Consider the following 26,603-nt stretch of genomic DNA (forward strand, 5'->3'; position numbering starts at 1 on the left):
GTATATGAGTAAACGGAAATAGCAAAACGTCCGGTTTGGGATGCCCCGTAATACTTTTCGTGTAGTGTAAATACTACATGTATATTGAATAAACAGTGACAAGGACGCAAGATCAGTTTATCTACTTTCGCTAAGTAGATTTGTTCCATTGAGTCATGTGAACATTTTGAGGTTTTTTTAGGATCAACTGATGATGCCGTATCCTTTTTTGTAATCTTAACATTTTCCTATGGTAAACTTTACCCAATCACCGCAGCACGCGGACTTTACAAATTTAAGCTGGTACCAATTCTATCAACGATGAAACCTGTGATGTTGCCTGTGCCTGACCGATACCGGCTGAAAGGAGTTGTCTATAGATTTTAACAAGCAACCATATCCTGTATACGAGCATGCAAAGGTTCCTTAAAGAATCTTCCCGATCCGTTATGTGCAACGAAGCGGACCGGCCCCTCATTACCCAAAGTTTATTGCATTATGTCCCTCTTTAATGTTACGAATCGCGATTCGAGATTTTTCAACAAAGGCTGTAAACGTCTTTTGCTGGCACTGTTTGGCATGATGATGACCGTCGCCGCAACGGCAAACAGTTTCCCTGTCACTAATACCAATGATGCGGGGCCTGGCTCATTCAGACAGGCAATACTGGATGCAAACTCAGCGGGCGCGGGGCCACACACGATCGTGTTCAATGTGCACGGACAGATTACACTGGCCGCTTCCATGCCCACCATTACGGCAAAGAAGCTGACCATCGATGGGCAGAACAGGATCACGCTATATTCCACCGGTACCAATTCCATTATCAATCCATTCGTGATTGATGCGGACAGTGTGACCATCCGGAATTTTACGATACAGAATAACGGGGACATAGATGTGGACATTCTTCCGAACAGGAAAGGTATCACCATTGAAAATATAAAGTCTTTCAGTACAGTCGGTAACTTCCTGAATGCATTTATGAGGGTGCAGGGAGCATCTACGGATCTGACGGTGAGAAATATTTATTCCACAGACGTAGAGCCTGCCGGCAGTGGCTCGCCATACATCGGGCGCGCTTTTTATTTTACAGGCGGGATGCAGACGAACCTGGTGATGGAGAATATCCAGCTCAGCACAGCGGGTAATGTGCGGGGCGCCGAAGGTATTGTGTTCAGGGATGCAGCAGTGAACGGGTTTGCACTGACCAATAGTAATATCAGCGGTTTCCAGAATGGTGTTATGTTCGATAATACTGCCGGCGCCGTGGAAACAGCCAATAATGTGTTATTCAGGAATGTGAGTATAGATAGTTTGTGGAGCGGGGTGGCATTGGGTATTTATTGCGATTATGTTGCCACCAATTTTGATATTAACAGGACCACGGTAGATATGAATGTGATAGGTACAGATGACGACGGTGACTATGCTATCCGCTTCGACAATACTGCAAACGGTATCACCCTGGACTCTATCAGTATAAATGAAAATGATATCTATGATGTATGGTTCAATAGCCCTGCCAGCAATATTACGATCAGTAATGCCCTGATGGAGTGTCGTGTGCCCGGGCTTTACCCTACCAGTTCTTTTATAAGATTTGAAAATACTGTAAATGGTCTTAATGTCAGTAATTCAGTACTGAATGGCGACAAGCCCGGTAATACGGATGATTCGGACTATGGGATCTATTTCCTGAGTACAGCAACGGGTGTGACCATCAACAATGTTACTTTTGACGAATTTGACATTGGAGGTGTGGTCTCCGGCGGAGCGGCGACTAACTTCCAGGTAACGAATTCTACATTTACTAAAAATAATGATGGTATTGGATTCGGGGGGAACTTTGCGCGCAGTAATGTAGATATTGTCAACTCTTCCTTCCGCAACAGTGTGCGGTCTGGCATTGTGCTCAATGGCGCCAATGCCGTTTCTGATTATGACCTGACAGGCGATACAGTAGTTAATAGTGCCAGTCACGGTATTTGGTTTTATGGAGGCGCAGGCGTAACGAATGCAGATGTAACGGGGTGCGTTGTTCATGATAATGTTGGGGCGGGTGTTTATAATGAATCGCCCAATAAGGTAGTCATCACTAACAACTCCATTTATAATAATACCGGTTTGGGCATTGCGTTGCCAGCCGGTAATTGCACTTATACAGCGGCTGCCGGCCGCACACCGGTATTGGTTTCATCTACCGCGCTGGGAGGGGGGCAGTACCAGTTACAGCTCACGATACCAAACATAACAGCCGGTGCACAATACACGGTAGATATTTATGCCAATGATCCCGCTACGAACAAAACGAGCGGGCAATATTATGTTACGACCTTAACAGGCGTAGCCGCAGGTACTTCTACACAAACGATCACTTATAATGCAGGACCCGGCGCCACCGGTCTGGGTTTCTGGACAGCCACACTTCGTATACCCGCCAACAATTGTGGTACCTCGGAATTTGGCAACAGCATACCTATGACCTTCCAGGGACCCGCTTGTGTGAACAGCGGTGTTGTGGCATGGTATCGGGCAGACCAGGCAGTGAATGGCACCAACTGGGGTGACATATCCGGTAATGCCAACCACATGACTGTGATAGGAGATCCTGATAATACAACGGGTATGGTGAACTTTAATCCCGCTATTTATTATGATGGAAACGATGCGCACATTGTGCCTGCTTCAGCAGGGGTAACCGGCGCATATTCTATCATGGGCATGGGTTTGCTCGAAGGTTCACAAACCAGTCGTGTATTCACCAGCTCTACCGGCAATAAATTATTTGGCTGGCACGCCGGGGTGGAAAACCGGCTGTATGTGGAAGGCTGGCTGAACACAGGTAACGCAATAACCACCAAAGGCAAGCTTTATTCCTTTGAAAGGGGGGCAACCGGTGCATATGAATTTAAAAGTAATGGCGCACTCGTGAAAAACGGGGCTGCTTCTGATGCCGGCGTATGGACGCTGGATGTGGGCGGAGCCACATTCGGAGAGTATTCAAAAGTATTCATCCCTGAGGTGTTCATCTACAACCGCGATCTTACTCCTGTAGAAGTTCAACGCATTGAATCATACATGGCGTTGAAATACGGTATTACRCTCAACGCAGGCGCAACAGATTATGTGACGAGTGACGGCGCCATACAAATATGGACCGCGGCTTCCAATACCGGCTATGGCACCCGCATTACGGGCATTGGCCGTGATGATTGCAGCATGTTGAACCAGAAGCAATCATTGAGTCAGGACACTGGTATCGTAACCATTGCATTGGGAAATGCCATAGCTGTGTCCAATGCTGCCAATACAAATGCTTTTGCACAGGACAAATCATTCCTGGTTTTCAGCGACAATAACGACAACACCAGTTACTTTACAGCCGTAACCAGCACCAACGCCACACAGCGCATGGGCAGGGTTTGGAGGGTGCAGAGAACTGCCTCGTGGAATAATGGTCAGCAGGTAACACTGCAACTCGCGGGCGGCACCGAAAATAATTATTTGCTTATCAGCACGGATGCCGCTTTCGGCACTATTACCCGCGAACTGAAACTCAGCAGCACAGGAACGGTTACCGTTTCCAGCGCAGATCTGGCCAACGGTGCTTTCTTTACCTTCGGCCAGCAACAGCGATTCCCAGGTGGAGTAGCTACTAATCTGCAGACATGGGTGAAAGCAGATGCCGGTGCAACCGTGGTGGATGGTAATATTACTAAATGGGAAGATCAGACGGGGCAGAGAGAATGGCCATTAGCCATTGCCAATGCACCGCTTAGCTGGCAGAAGAACAGTATTAACTATAACCCTGCCATCAACTTCCTGGGGAATAATTATTTCAGCGTACCCAAGTTTACCGATAGTTATACGGCGGGAGAAATATTCTCTGTGCAACTCTCTAATCTTGCGTCTACGTCTACCACACTGAGCTTCCCGTTTGAGTTTGGTGGTGATCCAACAGCGGCAGGTGGCCAGCCCGTTTATGTGTATAGCGRTTCCCACTATACGCATTTCGGTATTACCACAAGGCCGGGTTATGCTTTGACAGGTATTAATATACAACAGCCGCATATCCTGAATAACTGGAGTGCTCCAGGCAATTGGGCATTGAACTTCGATGGCAAAACAATCGGCAGCAGCACTACCTTCCCGGTTAGCTTTTCCAGGGGAACTGCGGTGAATGTTGCTATCGGTGCAGGCCATTTTGCCAGTTTCAATGGGCGTATGTCAGAGTTGATCTTCTACAACCGGCAGTTGAATGCTACCGAGCGCGCGCAGGTAAACAGCTACCTGTCATTGAAATACGGGCTCACTTTAAAAACTGCTGCCGGCGCGCTGACCGATTACGTTGCCAGCAATGGTACCACCCGTATGTGGACCGCCTCTAAAAATACAGGTTATGGTGAACGTATCACCGGTTTAGGTAGAGATGATAATGGTACTTTGCTTCAGAAGCAAAGTCGTTCACAACTCGACGGTGCAAATGTAACTATTGGTGCAGGCAGCAGCCTGGCTGCATCTAATGTGGACAATACCAGTAATGTCGCCAACGACCTTTCGTTCTTTACCTTCAGTGATAATGGTCAGGCAGCTACGTATAGCCAGGCCGTTACAGGGCTGGGCAATATTACGCTGCGCATGGCGCGGATCTATAAAACAGATCGTACCAATTGGGCGAAGAGCCCCATCAGCTTATCGCTGACGAACGGTAACAACACCAACTACCTGCTGGTAAGTAATGATGATACTTTCGGAGCAGGAGATAAAGTATATGTGCTGGATGCCAATGGAAGTATAACGCTCGACAGCGACCAGTTGCCGGATGGGACCTATTTCACTTTCGGTAATACGCAAGCCGCACCGGCAGGTGTGGCCGCAGGCCTGGAAGTATGGGCCAGGGCAGATAGTGGAGTAGCAGGTGGCAGCAATGCTACACAATGGACAGAGTTGAGTGCATCCCGCCGTGTATGGAACCCATCAAGTGGAACGGTGATGCCGTGGAAAGAAGGATCTTTCAACTTCAACCCGGGGATAGGTTTCGGGGCCGCCAATTATTTTGTAGCCGCTGAATTTGCGAATGCATTTACCGCAGGTGAAGTATTCTCTGTGCAAACGTCAAATGTTGATAACACCGCTTCGGTTATCAGTTATCCATTTGAATTTGGTGGTACCTATGTCAGCAATCAGGCGCTATATACCTGGAGTAATAATAGTCACAATACTTATTTTGGTTCAGCCACCGCACGCAGGGGCTTCTTTTATCCGCCATCCGTAAATGTACGCAATGCGCATATGGTGAATCTCTGGAGCGCCACCAACGATTGGGCAGGAGGAATGGACGGCAAGGTATTGGTGACCAACAACCCGAATGCAGTAAGCTTCCTTTCCCCCGCGGGCGGCAAGGATTATATAGGAGCCGGGCATAACGCGGTGTTCAATGGCGACATCTCCGAAGTGATTTTATATTCCCGTAAGCTGAGCGCTGTAGAACGCCGGCAGGTACAATCTTACATGGCGCTACGCTATGGTCTTACTTTGGGAATAGACACCCCGGTAGATTACCTCGCCAGCGATGGCAGCACCACCATGTGGAAAGCAGCTGTTGGCGGTAGCTATGCCAAACATATCACTGGTATAGGTCGTGATGACAGAGGCATGCTGTATCAGAAACAATCTGTCAGCGCAGACACCGGTATGGTTACCATTGCCGCCGGTGCCGCCGTTACAGCTTCCAACAAAGTCAATCCAACTGTTATTACCAACGACCTGTCTTTCTTCACCTTCGGTGATGATGGCGGCGCTACCACTTTCCTGACACCGGTTACCGGCGTAACGAATGTGAATACCCGCATGGCCCGCATTTTCAAAGCACAGAAGAACAACTGGGCTGATCAGAATATTACCTTCAGAGTATCCGGTGGTAATGCACGCACTTACCTGCTTGTAAGCGCCGACAATACTTTTGGCGCAGGTGATGCTGCTTATGTATTGAATGCCGACAGCAGCGTTACCATTAATAGTAACCTGCTGCCTGATGGGGCCTACTTTACTTTCGCCAGGATGATCACTGGTCCAAATGGTGTAAAAAATGGTGTCAGTTTCTGGCTGCGTGCAGATGATGGTATGTCTGGTGGTAGCCAGTGGAGCGACTATAGCAACTATGGCAATAATGCGCTGCAAGGTGTTGTGGGCAGTCAGCCTATTACGGATGCGAAGGCGCTCAACTTCAACTACGGCCTTGTGTTCGATGGTACAGACGACTTTTTGGATATGACTACTACACGCATAGATCCGGCTACGTCTACCGTTTTTGCGGTGGGAAGTGGTACTTCGGGGGATATTTTTAGTAGTGGAGCAGTAGGCTCATCTCATGGAATGGAATTCCGGATGGTGGCCGGAAATAAACTACAGTACCTGGAGAATGCTACAGCAGTTGTAGCGGTAACTGGTGTTAACACGATCCAGCTTGGTAAGCCTTATATTTTCAGCGCCACTCAGATAAACAATACAGCCAACGGCGTACGTGTGTTTGAAAATTATACGCTGGATAACCAGGGTACCATCAATTTAACGCCACTCACCGCCAATTTTATTTCAATAGGCTCCCGTACGATGGCCAGCAGAGCGCTTTACTGGACGGGCAATATAAGTGAAGTGATCGCCTACAACCGTGTTTTATCAGATGCCGAAAGACAGTCAGTAGAATCTTACCTCGGTCTTAAATATGGTATTACAATAGGCAACGGCGCCACTGATTACCTGGCTACCGATGGCTCGAAATACTGGACAGCCGATCCTGTTTATAAGGCACGCATCACGGGGATAGGTAGGGATAACGGTACCGCACTGAACACCAAACAATCACTCAGCGTAGACACAGGTTTTGTAACCATCTCCCTGGGTAACAGTATTGCTATTACCAACGAACAGAATGCTAACACCATTACCAACGATAAATCTTTCTTTGTTTTTGGAGACAACGGTCAGTCCGCTGCTTCTTATGCAAATATTATAAGCGGTACAAACGCTACCCGCCGCCTGCCACGCATCTGGAAAGTAGATAAAACCAACTGGGCAGATCAGCCGGTCACACTGAAAGCAGATGCGCCAGGTACAAAAGTATACCTGCTGATCAGCACTGATCCTACTTTTGCAACGATCAACCAGGAACTGCCACTGAATGCAGATAAAACAATTACGCTTAACTCCGCCCTGCTGCCTGATGGTGTGTATTTCACCTTCGGCGCAGCGGTAAAATACCCTGGCGGTGTAAACAGTGGTAAACTGGTGTGGCTGCGCGCGGATCAGGGCACTTCTGCTAACGCAGACAGTACTGGGATCAGCAGCTGGAACGACTATAGCCCTAACGGGAATAATATGTCACAGGCTACGCCGGCCAGTCAACCATTGTATTTCAATAATGCCACCAACAACATGAACTTTAACCCGGTGGTGAGGTTTAATGGTGCGCCTCATTCAATGACAGGTAACTCGTTCCTGAAGACAGGCAACTATACTGCTGCTAACGCCTTCTTTGCAGCCAGTCAAACGACTCCTGTTAACACCGTTATTTTTACGGAACAAGCTGGCACAGGTACCCAGTTTACGCTGCATGCCACCTGGGGTGATAATATTGTTTACTGGGATGCTCCTTATATCAGTAACCGTCTTACCTATAACGCAGGAGATATCAGCAACCAGGTTATTCTCTGGACTGCTACTGATGATATTAGTCTTGCTGCCAACAAGCAGGCCATTTACAGAAATGGCTTAAATGTAGCCAACGGTAATAATACCAGTACATTTAGCGGTAACAATAGCATTTTCCAGTTAGGCTCCAACACCAATTCCTACACTGGCCGCATGGGTGATCTGATCGTTTATGCCAATGCACTCACATCAAATGAGCAGCAGCGTGTGAATACCTACATGGGTATCAAATACGGTATTTCGTTAAACAATGGCGCCAGCAATTATCTGGCTACCGATGGCAGCACGATATGGGATGCCACAACAAACAATGCTTATAAAAACTATATCACCGGTATTGGCCGCGACGATGCGGAAGATCTTAACCAGAAACAATCCCGCAATACAGCCGACGGCCTACAACTGGCTATCGGCCTTAACAGCCTGGCAGAAACAAATACAGGAAATGCCAATGCATTTGCAGCGGACAAATCCTATATGGTATGGGGTGACAATGCAGGCAGCAGCCTCTTTAAAACTCCGCTCACTGGTCACCCTGTAGCGAACTATCGCATGGCAAGGGTGTGGAGAGTACAGGAAACCGGTACCATCGGCAACGTGCAGGTGGCCGTGCCATACAATGCACTGCCCAATGCAGCGCAAACCTACCTCATCATCAGTAACGATGCCACCTTCGATGGATCGGATCAGTTTATTCCCGTAACAGCAACGATGCTGAACGGTGTAAAACAATATGCCGCCAACGTGGATTTAACAAACGGTCAATACTTCACCTATGGTGCGTCTATCAAAACACCTGGTGGTGTAGTGGGCACCAGTTTGTGGCTGCGCGCGGATGCAGGTACTTCCAGCACTACAGACAATACGGCTATCAGCGGCTGGACTGATTACGCATCAGAGCTGAACAATGCTGTACAAACAGCTGTGCCGGCGAGCCAACCGTTGTACCTCAACAATATTACCAACAATGCCAACTTTAACCCGGTAGTGAAATTTGATGGAGCAGATTATCTGAAGCTGGATATCACCAAGTTGCCGTCAGGCACCAGCCCCAGAACATTCTTCGGMGCCGGCAGCTTATCATCTATCGCTGGTAACGGATACATTCTCGGATATGGCGCCGCAGCTACCAGCACGGGTAATGGTATCGCCGTGATAGGCAGCAACGGGACCGCCGATTTTGTTGGCTATGCCAATGACGTGACAAGTCCTGCGGGTAACTGGCAAACAGGCGTGTTCAATGAAATGGCAGGCATATGGGCCGGCAACGGCGGCAATGCCACACTGTACAGTAAAATGAAGGTGTTGGGCGGGCCAATGGCAAAGGCATGGAATACAGGCACCGGCGGCGCTGAGATAGGTAGCGCCCCGTGGGATAAGGGGCAGTCGTGGAATGGTGCTATGGGAGAAGTTATCGTATATCCGGCCGCGTTATCTACGAATGAGCTGCAACGGGTATCTACTTACCTGGCTATCAAGTACGGCTATACGATAGATCAAACCACTGCTACTGATTACCTGGCTACAGACGGCACCACCAAAGTATGGGATGCCGCTGCCAATGCCACTTATAAAAATAATATTACCGGGATAGGCCGTGATGATGTGGAAGGGCTTACGCAGAAGCAGAGCCGCAACATCAACACCGGCTTCCAGCCCATAGTGGGCCTGGGCGGTATTGCCGCAAGCAATATTGCCAATACCAATACATTTACAAGCGATAAATCATATATGGTTTGGGGCGATGATGGCGCCGGCACTTTATTCACCACGGCTGTTACCGGCAACCCTGCTGTAACCACCCGTATGGCGAGGGTATGGAAAGTGCAGGAAACAGGTGTTGTTGGTACGGTGGCTATTTCCATCCCGAAAGATCAGTTGCCGTTAAGCTCCACCACACCTTACCTGGTCATCAGCAGCGACGCTACTTTTGACGGTGGTGATCAGTTTATTCAATTGACGCGGGCCGATGTGAACGGTGTGCCCAGCTATTCAACTAATATAGATCTCACTAACAACCAATACTTCACTTTTGCCAGCTTCGTTACCTCTCCGGGTGGCGTGCAGGGCGAAAAGCTGTGGGTAAAAGCAGATGCAGATGTACAGGTGAACGGCGGCAACCAGGTAGAACAATGGTTCAACCAGGCAAGCTCCATGACAACTGAACTGCGTGCGGCACCAGTTTCCCATACAGATGCCATTGCCGCTTCTGCTGCCATTGTTCAGGTACCGGATGGTATTAACTTTAACCCGGCAGTTGATTTCAGCGGCGCTGTAGGCCAATCCCTTAAAGGAGATGCTGGTGTCAACTGGAATACATCTGCTAACCTGTCTATCTTCTCCGTCAATAAACCGGAGGGTGCTATTGCAGGTAACCTGGCAGGTGTCTTTGCCTCTAACGGTAACTGGACGACAGCTGGCGGATCAGGCAGGGGATTAATTTATACAAACACCGGTGCTGTGGGCCTGGATGGCAGCGGAGCTATCGCAGCTCAAAGCACGCCTTCTTATGCAGGACCTATCATCACCAGGGGTATTTATATCAGCGCAAACAATACGCAGGGTGGAAGCACCTGGCTGAATGGTAAACAAGGCCCGATCGGCGGTATCCTTGGAACGCAGGTGGATGGTGGCTTCTTTGAAGTAGGCGGACGTACTACGGATGCCGCCTCACTCGACAACCGGATCTTTAATGGTAAGATCCCCGAAGTGATCGTATATAAATCAGCGCTCACACTCACACAGGCCCAACAGGTAGAATCATACCTCGGTATTAAATACGGTATTACACTCGATCAATCAACCGCGCAGGATTACCTGGCCACCAATGGTTCGGTGATCTGGAATGCTACTGCCAACAACACTTATAAAAACAACATCTTTGGTATTGGTCGTGATGACGCAGAAGGGCTTGTACAAAAACAATCCCGTAGCGTGCATACAGGATCCATCCTCACAGCCGGCCTTCGTTCCATTGCTGCCACCAATGCCGATAACACCAATACTTTTGGTACGGATAAAAGTTACCTCCTGTTCGGCAGCAACAGCGCGGCACTCACCGTAACCGGTACAGATCTGCCAGTGGGCAGCTGTATCCCGGAACGCCTCACGCAGGAGTGGAAAACGCAGTTTAGCAACTACGATATCAGTACGCAGCCCCTCAGCCTGCAGTTTGACCTGAACAGTATTACTGTAAAAGGAACAGCAGCTAAGGACTTCACCATGATGATCGATGAAGATGGTGATGGTAACTTCGCAACGGGTACGGTTACTGAGATACCTGCCACCGGTTTTAACGGCGGTATTGTAAGCTTTGATAACCTCGGTGCACTGAAAGACGGTGTTGTGTTTACACTCGTTACCAGTCACCTCCAGCGTACGGCTAACCTGGTACCTGATGCTACCGTGAGAACAGTGGCATCTACCTGTATCGATAACGGTACACTTTATTTCATTGATCCTTCTGATCCAAACAAATTTATAGCCTCCATTGCCCTGAACGGCAACACCATGGATGTAACCAAGTTGTCTGCTGTGGTGGATGTGAACAGGGACATGAATGCAGCACTGGGTAAAAACAATGGTACCGATTATGGTACGCAGTTGATGCGCAGACTGGTACATATTGCCTACACAGGTGCTAACCTGACTCAGAACGGCGGCATTACGCTTCGTCTCTTCTGGAACCCTGCGGAAAGAACGAATGCTGAAAATATGCTTTCCGGCACCCGCGGCGTAACCGGCACACAACGCTGGGCATGGTTTAAACATTCAGGCGATATTACCACCACACTGGGCGACCTGGCACCAGAAGGACTGGCAAATATGACGGAGATTTCTCCGTCAGCCACCGGTCAGCAGGATGGCGTAGATTACGTTGAATTCAGCGGTATTCAAAACTTCTCCACCTTTGGCGGTTTAACTGCTGTCAAGGAGGTGCTGGCCATCAACAAAGTGCAGGACGGTACAGAAGGTACACAGAATGGTTCCTTTAGTATCAGCTTGCCCGCATCCGTAATGGCCAAGGAAGATATCACCGTGAACTATACCGTAACAGGTTCCGCTACTAACGGCACCGACTACACGGCGCTGAACGGCACTATTACCTTCCCTGCAGGAAGTAACAGTGTAACCTTGCCCGTAATAGTTACTGATGATAACATTCTTGAAGTAACAGAAGGAGTGACGGTTACCCTGAATGCCGCCACCGGCGCTACCAGCGGCAGCACTTATAATATCAGCGGTACACAGTCGGTTGCTTCTCTTAACATTAACGATAATGACAGTAATAATCCTGCTAAGACAACCGTAGGCGTAACCTGGAGTAGCGATGCCAGGGAGCCTGCTACCAACGGAGCCTTCAACGTGAATCTGCCAGTGGGTGTTACCGCCTCGGAAGATATTACCGTGAGCTATAGCATTGGCGGTACAGCCACGCCGGGTGCTGATTATGGCGCGTTGAGCGGATCAGTCATCATCCCCGCAGGTCAGAACGGTGTAGCCGTACCAGTTATAGTAGTTGATGACCAGCTTGTGGAAAATGCGGAAACGGTATTGCTGACAGTAACCGGGGGAACCTCCACCAATTTTAACCTTACACCAAGTACTTCTGCCGGTAACGCAACGGTGAATGTAATAGATGATGAAAATACACCGGCCAACATGGTACTCAGTATCGCCAAAACTGCCGATGCCTCAGAACCTGCTGGTAATGGCGGCTTTACGATCAGTTTGCCGGTAGGTATTATTCCTTCTGCAGACATTACCGTCAGCTACAACATCGGCGGTACAGCCACAGGTGGGTCCGATTATACYGCACTTACAGGCACTGTAACTATACCAGCCGGGCAAAATAGTGTGCCCCTGCCCGTTAGTGTTAAAGATGATCAGATAATTGAAAATACAGAAACCGTGCTGGTAACGCTTACCGGCGGCACCGGCGCCGGCTTTACCTATACTGCCAGCACTACCAACGGCAGCGCTTCCATTGATATAACAGATAATGATAACATCGCTGCCAACCGCATACTGAGCATCGTTAAAACTACGGATGCAGCAGAACCGGCTACCAACGGAGCGTTCACTATCAGCCTGCCTGCTGGCATCACTGCATCAGAGGACATAACCATCACCTATACACCGACAGGTACTGCCAGCAGTGGTACAGATTACACTGCTCTGGGGACATCTGTGCTGCTGGCTGCAGGACAGAATAGTGTGTCTTTACCGATCACCGTTGCCGACGACAAGATCATAGAGAACACAGAAACTGTGATAGCAACGGTGACGGGCGGTACCAGCACCAGCTTTAACTTTACTGTCAGCAGTACTGATGGCAGCGCCACGGTCAACATTACCGATGATGACAATACCGCCGTTAACCGCGTATTAGGTGTCCGCAATGCGGGGGATGCTTCCGAGCCCACCACCAATGGTGCGTTTAAAATCGGACTGCCCACAGGTATCACTTCTTCAGAACCTATTACTCTAACTTATACCATCAGTGGAACCGCTACTAACGGTACCGACTATACTACGCTTACAGGTACAGTGGTATTACCCACCGGCCAGGACAGTGTAACGTTGCCCGTAACTGTTATTGATGATCAGTTGATGGAGAATACCGAAACGGTAACTATGACGCTCACCGGCGGCACCAGCACCAGTTTTGCCTTCACTGCCAGCCCTGCCAATGGTAATGCTACAGTGAATATTGCGGATGATGATAACACCGCAGCCAATCGTGTACTGAGTATCACTAAAACCATCGATGGTGCAGAACCGGCTACCAATGCCGCGTTCAAGATCAGTTTACCTGCAGGTGTTTTACCTTCAGAAGATATTACTGTGAATTACAGCATAGCTGGTACGGCAACCAACGGCACCGACTATACGTCATTAAGTGGTACCGCCACTATCCCGGCAGGCCAGAATAGCATTGCATTGCCTGTAAATGTGACGAACGACCAGGTGATCGAAAACACCGAAACAGTGGTGTTAACGCTCACCGGCGGTACTTCCACTAACTTCAGCTACACCGTTAGCGCTACAAACGGTAACGCCTCTGCAGATATTACAGATGATGATAACACCGCAGCCAACCGCGTGCTGAGCATCAGCAATAGCGGCAATGCGGCAGAACCGGGTACACCTGGCAGCTTTACGGTAAGTCTTCCTACGGGAATAACTTCTTCTCAACCTATTACGGTGAATTATACCGTAGCAGGAACAGCTGCTGCCGGCGTTGATTATAATACCCTTGCCGCTGTAACAATACCTGCTGGTCAGAATAGTGTATCCGTACCTGTTACAGTGATAGATGATAAGATCATTGAGCCAACAGAAACAGTGATAACGACTATCACCGGCGGAACCAGCAGCAGCTTTGTTTTCACAGCATCCTCAACAGCTAAAACTGCTACTGTAGATATTGCAGATGATGATAACACGCCGGCCAATCTCATGGTGAAAGTACAGGTAGCACGCGATGGGGCAGAAGGAGGAAACTCTGTCAGGTTTAATTTTGTTCTTGCTCCTGGTGTTACCAGTTCTCAGCCTATCACAATTAATTATACGGTAGGGGGTACCGCCATATTAGGTACAGATTATACCGGCTTAAATCCAACACATTTCAGCGGAGTAGCCACCATTGCAGCGGGAACTAGTGGTGCAGCTGTTGTTGGTAACGTGGTGGACGATCAGATCATAGAGGGTACAGAAACAGTGATAGTTACCATCACCGGCGGGTCTTCCGGTGGCTTTATCTTTACTCCCGATCCTGCTGAAGGCAGCGCTACAGCAAATATTTTTGATAACGATGATAACACGGCCAATCGTGTACTCAGCATCACCAAAGCCGGTGATGCAACTGAACCGGCAACAAACAATGTGTTCAATATTAACCTGCCTGCAGGCGTAACGATCGCCGGACCTGTAACAGTGAATTATACCGTGAGTGGCACCGCCACTGCCGGTACGGATTACGCTAACCTCAGCGGTACGGTTACCATTCCTGCCGGTGCAAACGGTACTACACTGCCTGTAAATGTGATCGATGATAAATTCATTGAGAACCAGGAAACAGTAGTGGTCACTATTACCGGTGGTAGTTCCGGCAGTCTCACTTTCACTGCCAGCCCAACCAATGGCCAGGAAACGATGAATATTGCAGATGACGACAACACTGCTGCCAATCGTGTACTGAGCATTCAGAAAATAGCAGACCTGGAAGAACCATCTGTCAACGGCAGCTTCCGTATCAGTTTGCCTTCACAAATAATATCATCAGAACCGGTAACGATCAACTATACGGTAACGGGTACTGGTACTAACGGTACCGACTATACTACATTGAGTGGTAGCGTCATCCTGCCGGTGGGCCAGAACAGCGTGCTGGTTGCTGCCGATATCTCAGATGACAAGATCATTGAAGGCACAGAAACCCTGATTGCTACTATTACAGGCGGAGCCAGCACCAGCTTCAACTTCACCGCCAGCACTACCAACGGCAGTGCCACCGCTGATATCCTGGACGACGATAATATCGCCACCAACCAGGTACTGAGCGTGGTGAACGGCGGCGATGCAGCAGAACCAGGCACCAATGGCGCCTTTATCATCAGTCTGCCTGCCGGTTACACCGCAGCAGCACCGATTGGCGTAAATTATACCGTAGCAGGTACCGCTACAAGTGGTTCCGATTACACGGCATTAACAGGTACGGTAACCCTGCCTGCGGGACAAAACAGTGTATCTGTTCCGGTGAATGTGATCAACGACCAGTTGGTAGAGAACACCGAAACCGTGATACTCACCCTTACAGGTGGTACCAGCACTGGCTTCACCTACACTGTCAGCGCTACCAATGGTAATGCCACTGTAAATATTACCGATGATGAAAACTCATCAGCTAATCGTATACTGAGTGTTGCCAACAACGGCAACGCCGCAGAACCAGGTACCAATGGCGGATTTACTATCAGTCTGCCTGCTGGTATCCTGCCATCAGAAGATATCAATGTCACTTATACTATCAGCGGTACAGCCACAGGTGGCACTGATTATACCGCCCTTACCGGCACTGTTACTATCCCTGCCGGTCAGAATAGTATAGCCGTTCCCGTTAACGTTATCAATGACCAGATCATAGAAGGTACCGAAACAGTGAACCTTACGATCAGCAGTGGAGCCAGCAGCAGTTTTGCATATACTGCCAGCGCTACCAATGGCAATGCTGTTGTGAATATAACAGACGATGATAATACGGCTGCCAACCAGGTACTCGCTGTTACCAAAACTGCTGATGCAGCAGAACCAGCTACCAATGGCAGCTTTAGTATAAGTCTCCCGGCAGGAATTACAGCTGCCAGGGATATACAGGTAGCTTATACTGTGGCCGGTGGCACTGCCACCCCGGGCACAGATTACCAGCCTATTACCGGCATCATCACTATACCTGCCGGCCAAAATAGTGTATCCGTTCCCGTGAACGTGATAGACAATACAGTGATAGAGCCTGATGAAACGGTGATCCTGAATATTACCGGTGGCAACGATGCGCAGTTCACTTACACCGCTGCAAGTGGGGGAGGTACTGCTACCGTTACTATCACCGACAATGATCATGCAGGCAACAGCAATGTTGTGCTGCTCACCAAAGTATCTGATGCCATAGAAGGCAGTACTAAAGGTCAGTACAGAATAGCCCTGGCGCCTGGTATTACCAGTTCTGAAGATGTAGTAATTAGCTTTACCCTTGCAGGAACAGCTACTAATATAACTGACTATAATTTGCTGGGACTGTCTGCTGGTAAGATCGTTATACCGGCGGGAGCCAATGAAGTATTCATTGATGTAGACGCCGGTAACGATGGCATCATCGAGGGGCCAGAAACGGTGGTACTGACCCTTACCAGCGCAGCCTCCAGCAGTTATCCGTTCACTATAGACCCTTCAGGTAATGGAGCGGTAGTGAACATCATAGATGCCAATGCTGCCAGCAGCACACCGTTACAGGTAATGGCCGGCACCAATGCCGCAGAACCGGCTACCAAAGGCACCTTTACGGTGAAACTCGCAGGTGTTGCCACCTCAGCATGGCCTGTTACGGTAGGGTATAAGATATCCGGTACCGCAGTATCCGGTGTGGACTACCAGGCCCTGGGCACCATTGTGATCCCGGCTAATACCAACAGTGTAACGGTAGATCTCAATGTATTGGACGACCAGATCATTGAGCCTACTGAAACCATGATATTTACGCTTTTGTCGGGTAGTGCTACAGATGGTGGAGGAAACGCCTTTATCTTCCCGCCGGATCCGGCTAATGATGATGTGACGGTGAACATAGCGGATAATGATGCGATTGCTGCCAACCAGGTATTGAAAGTGGTGAAGACCACCGACGCAGCAGAGCCATCTACCGGCGGCGCCTATACGATAAGCCTGCCTGCCGGTTATACTTCCGCGGCCAATATCACGCTGAACTATAACATGAGTGGTACCGCTGTCCGTAATACCGACTATGCTATCAGCACCATTACGCTGCCTGCCAATACCAATAGTGTTACTATACCACTGTCTGTTATAGATGACAAGATTATTGAGAACACCGAAACAGCCATATTAACGCTCACCGGTGGTACAGATGGTAACTCATTTACCTATACTGCAGATGCAGCAGGCAATAACGCAACGGTGAATATCGCTGACGATGACAATAACAACACGAACAATGTATTGCTGGTAACCAATAGCGCTGATGGTGCAGAGCCGTCTACCGATGGCGAATTTACCATCAGTCTGCCTGCAGGTTATACTGCATCAGAAAACATTACCGTGAATTATACCGTAGGCGGTACCGCTACTGCCGGTACCGATTACACCAGCCTGTCCGGCACAGTACAGATACCAGCCGGTCAGACCAGTGTTAAGATCCCTGTAGATGTAACCGATGATCAGATAATAGAAGGCACAGAAACGGTAACGCTTACGCTTACCGGTGGCACCAGCACGAGCTTTAACTTTACGCCTGCAAGCGGTAGCAACACTGCATCGGTGAACATCACTGATAACGACAACACGGCTGCTAACCAGGTAATCAGCATCTCCAAAACAACAGATGCGGCTGAACCAGGTACTAATGGAGCATTCACCATCAGTTTGCCGGCAGGTGTTACATCAGCCCAGCCGGTGACCGTGAATTATACCATCACGGGTACCGCCGTTAACGGAACAGATTACACTACACTCTCCGGCTCCGTTGTAATACCTGCCGGTCAGAATAGTGTGCCCGTGCCGTTGATCGTTACAGATGATAAGATTATAGAGGGAACCGAAACAGTGACACTCACTGTTACCGGCGGGACTTCTCCATCATTTGTGTTCACTGCCAGTGCCACCAATGGTAATGCTACGGCAAATATTACCGATGATGACGGCATTGCTGCTAATCTTGTGCTTAGTGTCAACAAAACAAAAGACGCCGCCGAACCAGGTACGAATGGTTCGTTCCGTATCAGTTTGCCAGCAGGTTATACAGCATCGGCACCTGTTACGGTGAACTATAACGTTACAGGTACCGCCACTGCCGGCGCAGACTATACCCCCCTCAGTGGTACGGTGATTATCCCAGCCGGACAAAATAGTATAGCCGTACCAGTGAATGTAACAGACGACCAGGTTATTGAGAATACCGAAACGGTGATCATGAACATTACCGGTGGTACTTCCGGCAGCTTTACTTATACTGCCAGCACTACCAATGGTAATGCTACCCTGAATATTACCGATGACGACAACATACCGGGCAACCTGGTGTTAAGCGTGATCAGGACTGCTGATGCCGCAGAGCCATCTACTAACGGTGAATTCAGGATCAGTTTGCCCACAGGCATTACCGTAGCGGAAAATGTAACAGTAAACTATACTATCACAGGCACTGCTATTAACGGTACTGACTATACGAACCTCGCCGGCACAGTAGTGATTCCTGCCAACCAGAACAGTGTGGTGGTACCGGTAACTGTTACCAATGACCAGATCATAGAAGGTACAGAAACCGTGATCATGAGGCTGAACAGTGGCGCCAGCGCCAACTTTACCTTCACCGCCAGCACTACAAATGGTAATGCTTCCCTGGATATTGAAGACGACGATAATTCGCCTGTTGCGCTAGTGTTGAACATCACCAAAACCACCGATGGGGCAGAACCATCTACTAATGCAGCATTCAGTATCAGTTTGCCTGCAGGATACACCGCATCTCAGGATATTACGGTGAACTATACTGTAGCCGGTACAGCCACCAGTGGCACTGATTACGGTGCTATCGGTAACTCCATTGTGCTGCCTGCCGGTCAGAACAGCGTAAGCCTGCCAGTAGTAGTAAAAGATGATAAGATCATTGAAAACACGGAAACGGTGATCGTGACATTGACAGGGGGAACCAGTACAAACTTCAACCTGGCCGCGAGCAGTACCAATGGCAGCGCAACAGCAGATATTACAGATGATGAGGCCAGCAATCCGGCTAACCTGGTGTTGGATATTACCAAAACTGCGGACGGGGCAGAACCTTCCACTGATGGTTCTTTCAGCGTAAGTCTGCCTGCAGGCATTACCGCAGCCGAAAACATTACAGTGAACTATACGGTAGCAGGTACCGCTATTGCGGGCACAGATTACGTTGCCTTAAGCGGTACGGTAATGATTCCAGTGGGCCAGAATAGTGTAGCCGTACCCGTTATAGTAACTGACGACCAGATTATAGAGAATACAGAAACCGTGATTGCAACCCTTGCCGGTGGATCGTCCGCCAGCTTTACCTTCACAGGTAGCGCCAACGCAACTGTGAATATCACGGACAATGATAACGTGGTAGCTAACCGTGTGCTGAGTGTGACTAAAACAGGAGACGCCGCAGAACCAGCTACCAACGGTTCCTTCCATATCAGTTTGCCGGCAGGATATACTGCGGCAGAAGATATCAACGTCACCTATACAACCGCAGGTACCGCCACCAGCGGCACAGACTATACTGCTCTTACTGGTACAGTAGTGATCCCTGCTGGTCAGAATAGTGTAGCCGTATCCGTACCTGTGCTGGATGATCAGCTGATTGAAAGCACCGAAACGGTGATCATGACCCTTACCGGCGGTAGCTCCACCAGCTTTACATTTACCGGTACCGGCAACGCCACTGTGAATATCGCGGACAATGATGACGTGGCGGCTAACCGTGTGCTGAGTGTAGTGAAAACCACTGATGCCGCAGAACCAGGAACGAATGGTGTCTTCACTATCAGTTTACCTGCAGGTATCACGGCAGCTGAAAACATCACCGTGAATTACACTACCAGTGGTACTGCTACCAGTGCAACAGATTATACCGCGTTGAGTGGCAGCGTAGTAATTCCTGCCGGTCAGAATAGTGTAACCGTAACCGTGCCCGTGATCAACGACCAGGTAATTGAAACCACCGAAACGGTGATCCTCCGGCTCACAAGTGGCGCAAGCACCAGCTTCACCTTCACTGCCAGCACTACCAGTGGTAATGCTACCGTGAATATTACAGATGATGATAACATCCCGGCTAACCTGGTGATCAATGTCACCAATCCTGTAAACGGTGCGGAACCAGCTACCAACGGCAATTTTACGGTTGGTTTGCCTGCCGGATACACCGCTGCGGAAGACCTCACCGTTCATTACACCATAGGAGGTACTGCTACCGGTGGTATTGATTACACCGCCCTTAGCGGAACGGTGGTGATCCCTGCCGGTCAGAATAATGTACCGGTAACCGTAAACGTGATCAACGATCAGATTATAGAAAATACAGAAACAGTAATATTAACGGCCACGGGGGCTACATCCACCAGCTTTACGCTCGTGGCAAGCAGTACCAGTGGAAATGCTACGGTGAATATCGCAGATGACGATAACACTGTTGCCAACCGGGTGCTGAGTGTAAACAATGCAGGCGATGCGGCAGAACCATCTACCAACGGCAGCTTTACTATCAGCCTGCCTGGCGGAGTAACCTCGGCCGAAGATATTACCGTGAATTATACCGTAGCCGGTACTGCCACTAGCGGAACCGACTATAATGCCCTCAGCGGCACCGTAGTGATCCCTGCCGGACAAAATAGTGCAGGCGTGCCAGTGAGTGTGATCAATGATCAGATCATTGAAAGCAAAGAGACCGTGATCTTAACACTTACCGGTGGTACTTCTACCAATTTCAACTTCACTGCCAGCACTACCAATGGTAATGCTACCGTGAATATTAATGATGACGATGATATTCCTGCAAACCGTGTGCTGTTGGTAAGCAGAACAGCAGATGGTGCAGAACCAGGTACCAACGGCAACTTCAATGTAAGTCTGCCTGCCGGTATAACCGCTGCAGAAAATATCACCGTGAATTATACCATTGCTGGTACCGCCGTGAATGGTACCGATTATACCAACCTCTCTGGCTCCGTAGTAATACCTGCTGGTCAGAACAGCGTTGCTGTACCGGTAACTGTAACAGATGACCAGATCATCGAAGGCACCGAAAGCGTGATCATGACGCTGACAGGCGGAACGTCTACCAGCTTTGTATTCGCAGCCAGCAGTACCAGCGGTAATGCTACCGTAAATATTGCAGATAACGATAACACAGCTGCTAACCGCGTATTATCAGTAACCAACATCAGCGATGGCGCAGAACCAGCTACTAATGGCAGCTTTAATATTGGTTTGCCAGCAGGATTTACTTCTTCTGAAGATATTACAGTTAACTACACCATAGCGGGTACGGCTACTGCCGGCACAGACTATACGGCGCTCACCGGGGTGATTACCATACCGGCTGGTCAGAATAGTGTAGTCGTTCCAGTTACCGTAACAGACGATAAGGTGATTGAGAATACAGAAACCGTGATCCTGACGCTGAACGGCGGTACGTCTACCAGCTTCACTTTCACCGGCACGGGTAATGCTACCGTGAATATTGTTGATAATGATAACGTAGCGGCTAACCGGATACTCAGCGTGGCAAAAACTGCTGATGCAGCAGAACCGTCTACCGCTGGTACATTTACCATTAGTTTGCCAGCCGGTATTACCGCCGCTGAAAATGTGACCGTCAACTATACTATCGGAGGCACAGCCACAGCAGGTGTTGATTACACTGCGCTCAGTACTTCAGCAGTGATACCTGCCGGTCAGAACAGCGTTACTATCCAGGTACCGGTGATCGATGACAAGCTGATAGAAAATACAGAAACTGTGGTGATGACACTGAGCGGTGGATCCTCTACCAGCTTTAGTTTCACCGGCAACGGCAGCGCCACCGTCAACATACTGGATGACGACGACATTGCAGCTAACCGTATACTCGCCGTAACCGCCACAAAAAATGCCGCAGAACCAGGCACAAATGGTGAGTTCACCATCAGTCTGCCTGCAGGTGTTGCTTCATCAGAAGCTATCACGGTGACCTATACCATTGGTGGCACCGCCACCAGCGGATCAGACTATACCGCCCTGAGCGGCACTGTAGTGATTCCTGCTGGTCAGCGCAGTGTTACTGTACCGGTACCTGTGATCAATGACCAGATCCTGGAGAATACCGAAACAGTAGGGATGACGATTACAGGTGGTACATCGACCAGTTTCACCTTCACCGGCGGCACCACCGCTACCGTGAACATCGTGGATGATGAAAATACTGCGGCTAACAGAAGACTCAGCGTTGTGAAAACAACAGATGCTGCAGAACCAGCTACTAATGGCAGCTTCACTATCAGTCTCCCGACTGGCATTGTTTCATCAGAAAATATTACCGTCAACTATACCATAGGTGGCACCGCTACCAGTGGCACAGACTATGCTGCCATTACAGCAGCGATCACCATCCCTGCTGGTCAGAATAGCGTGAGCATACCGGTAACCGTAAAAGACGATCAGCTGATAGAGAACACGGAAACGGTGATCATGACGCTGAACGGCGGAACATCTGCCAGCTTTACTTTCACCGGTACTGGTAATGCTACTGTGAATATTACAGATGATGAGAACACAGCGGCTAACCGCGTACTTACGGTGACCAAAGTAACAGATGCATCAGAACCGGCTACCAATGGCAGCTTTAAGATCAGTCTGCCGGCAGGTATCGCTTCTTCTGAAGCTATCACCGTAAACTACACCATCGCCGGTACGGCCACGAGTGGCACAGACTATACCGCCATCACAGGTAGCATCACGATCCCTGCCGGTCAGAATAGTGTGAACATACTGGTAGCCGTAATCGATGACCAGTTGATTGAAAATACAGAAACGGTGATCATGACGCTGAATGGTGGTAACTCCACCAGCTTTACATTCACCGGCACCGGTAACGCTACTGTGAATATTACAGATGACGAAAACACAGCGACTAACCGTGTACTGACCGTCACTAAAACAGCAGATGCATCAGAACCTGCTACCAACGGCGGATTTAAGATCAGTCTGCCAACAGGTATCGCTTCATCTGAAGATGTTACGGTTAACTATACGATCAGTGGTACTGCTACCAGTGGTACAGATTATACAGCGATTACAGGAACAATTATCATTCCTGCTGGTCAGAACAGCGTGAGCGTACCAGTAACCGTAATAGATGATCAGTTAATTGAGAACACAGAAACGGTGATCATGACATTGAACGGAGGAACGTCTACCAGCTTCACTTTCACCGGTACTGGCAGTGCTACCGTGAACATCACTGACAATGATGGCGATCCTGCCAACAGGGTGTTGACGGTGACTAAAATTACAGATGCCGCAGAGCCAGGCACCAACGGCGAATTTAAAGTTAGTCTGCCTGCTGGCATTGTTTCTTCCGAAGATATCACTGTTAATTATACGATTGGTGGTACCGCCACGGCGGGTACAGACTACACCGCTATCACCGGATCGATTATTATCCCGGCAGGTCAGAACAGCGTGAATGTACCGGTAACCGTAATGGACGATCAGCTGATTGAGCATACAGAAACCGTGATCATGACACTGAACGGCGGAACTTCCACCAGCTTCATCTTCACCGGTACTGGCAATGCTACCGTGAATATTACGGATGATGAGGATACACCTGCAAACCGGACACTGACTGTGGTGAAAACAACAGATGCAGCTGAGCCAGGCACTAACGGTGCGTTTAAAATCAGCCTGCCTTCAGGCATCGCTTCTTCCGAAGACATCACCGTAAACTACACGATAGCAGGTACTGCTACCAGTGGTACTGATTATAATGCCATTACAGGAACGATCACCATCCCGGCAGGACAAAATAGTGTAGCCGTTCCCGTAACCGTAAAAGATGACCAGGTAATTGAAGTCACGGAAACCGTGATCATGACGCTTAACGGCGGTACTTCCACCGGCTTCACTTTCACCGGAAACGGTAATGCGACGGTAAATATCACCGATGATGAAAGTATCACACCGGCGAGTATGGCACTGACCATCACTAAAGATACGGACGGCGCAGAACCTGCTACCAACGGTAACTTTAAGGTAAGTCTGCCTGCGGGCATTACTTCATCTGAAGCTATCACGGTGAACTATACCGTAACGGGCACCGCCACCGCTGGTGCAGATTATACTACCCTCACAGGTACTGTAGTAATACCTGCGGGACAAAACAGTGTATCCGTTCCCGTAGTAGTAACAGATGACCAGATAATAGAAGTAACAGAGACAGTAATAGCTACCCTTAACGGCGGTACTTCTGCCAACTTCACCTTCACCGGTAATGGCAATGCTACCGTAAATATTACGGATGATGAAAGCATTACACCGGCTAAACTGGTGCTGACTGCCACCAAAGATGTTGATGGCGCAGAACCGGCTACCAATGGTGGATTTAAAATAAGTCTCCCTGCCGGTATCACTTCCTCTGAAGCTATCACGATGAACTATACTATAGCAGGTACTGCTACCGCGAATGCAGATTATACTGCCCTCACCGGTACTGTCACTATCCCGGCGGGACAGAACAGCGTCAATATACCGGTAACAGTAATGGATGACAAGGTGATAGAAGGTACGGAAACGGTGATCCTGACACTGAACGGCGCCAGCTCCACCAACTTCACGTTCACCGCCAGCAATACGGCTACAGTGAATATCACTGATGATGAAAGCAACCTGGTACTGAACGTTACCAAAAATGCCGACGGTGCAGAACCTGCTACCAATGGCAGCTTCACTATCAGCTTGCCAACCGGTGTTACCGCGGCAGTGGACATCACCGCTAAATATACCGTAGCAGGTACGGCGATCGCCGGTACTGACTATACGGCCCTCACAGGCACTGTAGTGATTCCTGCGGGTCAGAATAGTGTAACCGTTCCCGTAGTCGTAACCGATGATCAGCTGATCGAAGGAAACGAAACCGTGATCATCACAGGAACCGGTGGTACAGCAACAGGGCTCGTGTTCACTCCAGGCAGCAGCAATACTGCTACTGTGACGATAGCAGATGATGACGACAAAGACCTGGATCTGATGGTGAGCGCTACCAAACCAAATGCGGCAGAACCATCCACTCCAGGGGAATTCACTATTAGTCTTGCCAGCGGTAAAATACCTGCCGCAGACATCACGGTCACTTATACCGTAGCAGGCACTGCTACTGCAGGCACCGACTATGCAACCCTCACCGGCACCGCGGTGATCCCTGCAGGTCAGCGTAGTGTAATGATACCAGTAAACGTAACAGACGATGATCTGATAGAACCGGCAGAAACAGTGGTGCTCACGGTGACAGGAGGCAAGTCCGCCGCTATGAATTACACAGTAGGTACTAATAACACCGCCACTGTAAACATTGCAGATGACGATAATACTAACCTGAAGCTGCTGGTTACCGCCAGCAAACCAGATGCTACTGAACCGGGTATCAATGGTGAGTTCACGATCAGTCTGGCCAGTGGCAAACGCACCGCAGAACCGATCACCATACAATACATGATAGGTGGCACGGCCACACCGGATGCGGATTACAGGGCCATTACCGGCACTATCACGATCCCGGCAGGCGCCAGCAGTGTAACCGTTCCCGTGAGTGTGCTGGACGACAACGAAGTAGAATCTCCGGAAACAGTGGTGTTCCTGCTTACCGGTGGAAAATCTGCCAGCTACACCTTTACAACAGGCGCTGTCAGCGATGCCACGGTAACTATAACGGATACGGATAAACTGGCCGGTGACCTGGTTGTTACCAAAGAGATCGTTGCGCCGGTAACAGGTCCTTACCGCATGGGTCAGAGCCTTACCTACCGTATCACTGTAAAGAATGTGGGTAACATACCAGTGACCAGTGTAAAAGCAGAAGACCGCCTGCCGGTACAACTGGATGTGCCTACCCATACGTCTGCAGAAAAAGGAGAGGTAGTGGTAACCGCAGCCACCAAACTGGTGGAATGGAACATCGGTGACCTGGCAGTTGGCGCTACAGTACAAATGACGCTGACAGCCCGTGTGATAGAAGGCGGACAGCTGATCAACGAAGCGAGCGCCTACAGCACAAACATGCCGGACGCGGACAGTACCAATAACGTAGGGGTTTCCACGGTAGGAATTGAAGGATCAGACTTGTCTTTCCCGAATGTGATCACACCGAATGGTGATGGTAAGAACGAAAGGTTCATCATCGGCGGACTGGAAAAATACCCAGGTTCAGCGATATATATCTTCAATCGTTGGGGCGGACAGGTGTACCAGTCTAAGGATTACCGCAACAACTGGGACGGTTCTAACCTGAATGAAAGCACCTACTACTATATACTGGAAGTGAAGAAGCCGGATGGTATCAGGAAGTATAAAGGTTGGGTAACAATAATACGGTAAAAGACAACAATATTATCTGCTAC

The 26,603-nt window shown here is 49.3% G+C and carries 1 protein-coding gene; it reads left to right on the plus strand.

The window, feature by feature from the left end; all coding sequences use genetic code 11:
• The first annotated feature begins 477 nt into the window (after window positions 1-477).
• On the plus strand, window positions 478-26,580 hold the full coding sequence (locus AC1DCV_RS33805; RefSeq protein WP_477027317.1) for a DUF8202 domain-containing protein: 26,103 nt from the start codon (window positions 478-480) through the stop codon (window positions 26,578-26,580).
• The last annotated feature ends 23 nt before the right edge of the window (window positions 26,581-26,603 follow it).

It is taken from the genome of Chitinophaga sp. 10T418, from assembly GCF_056394125.1.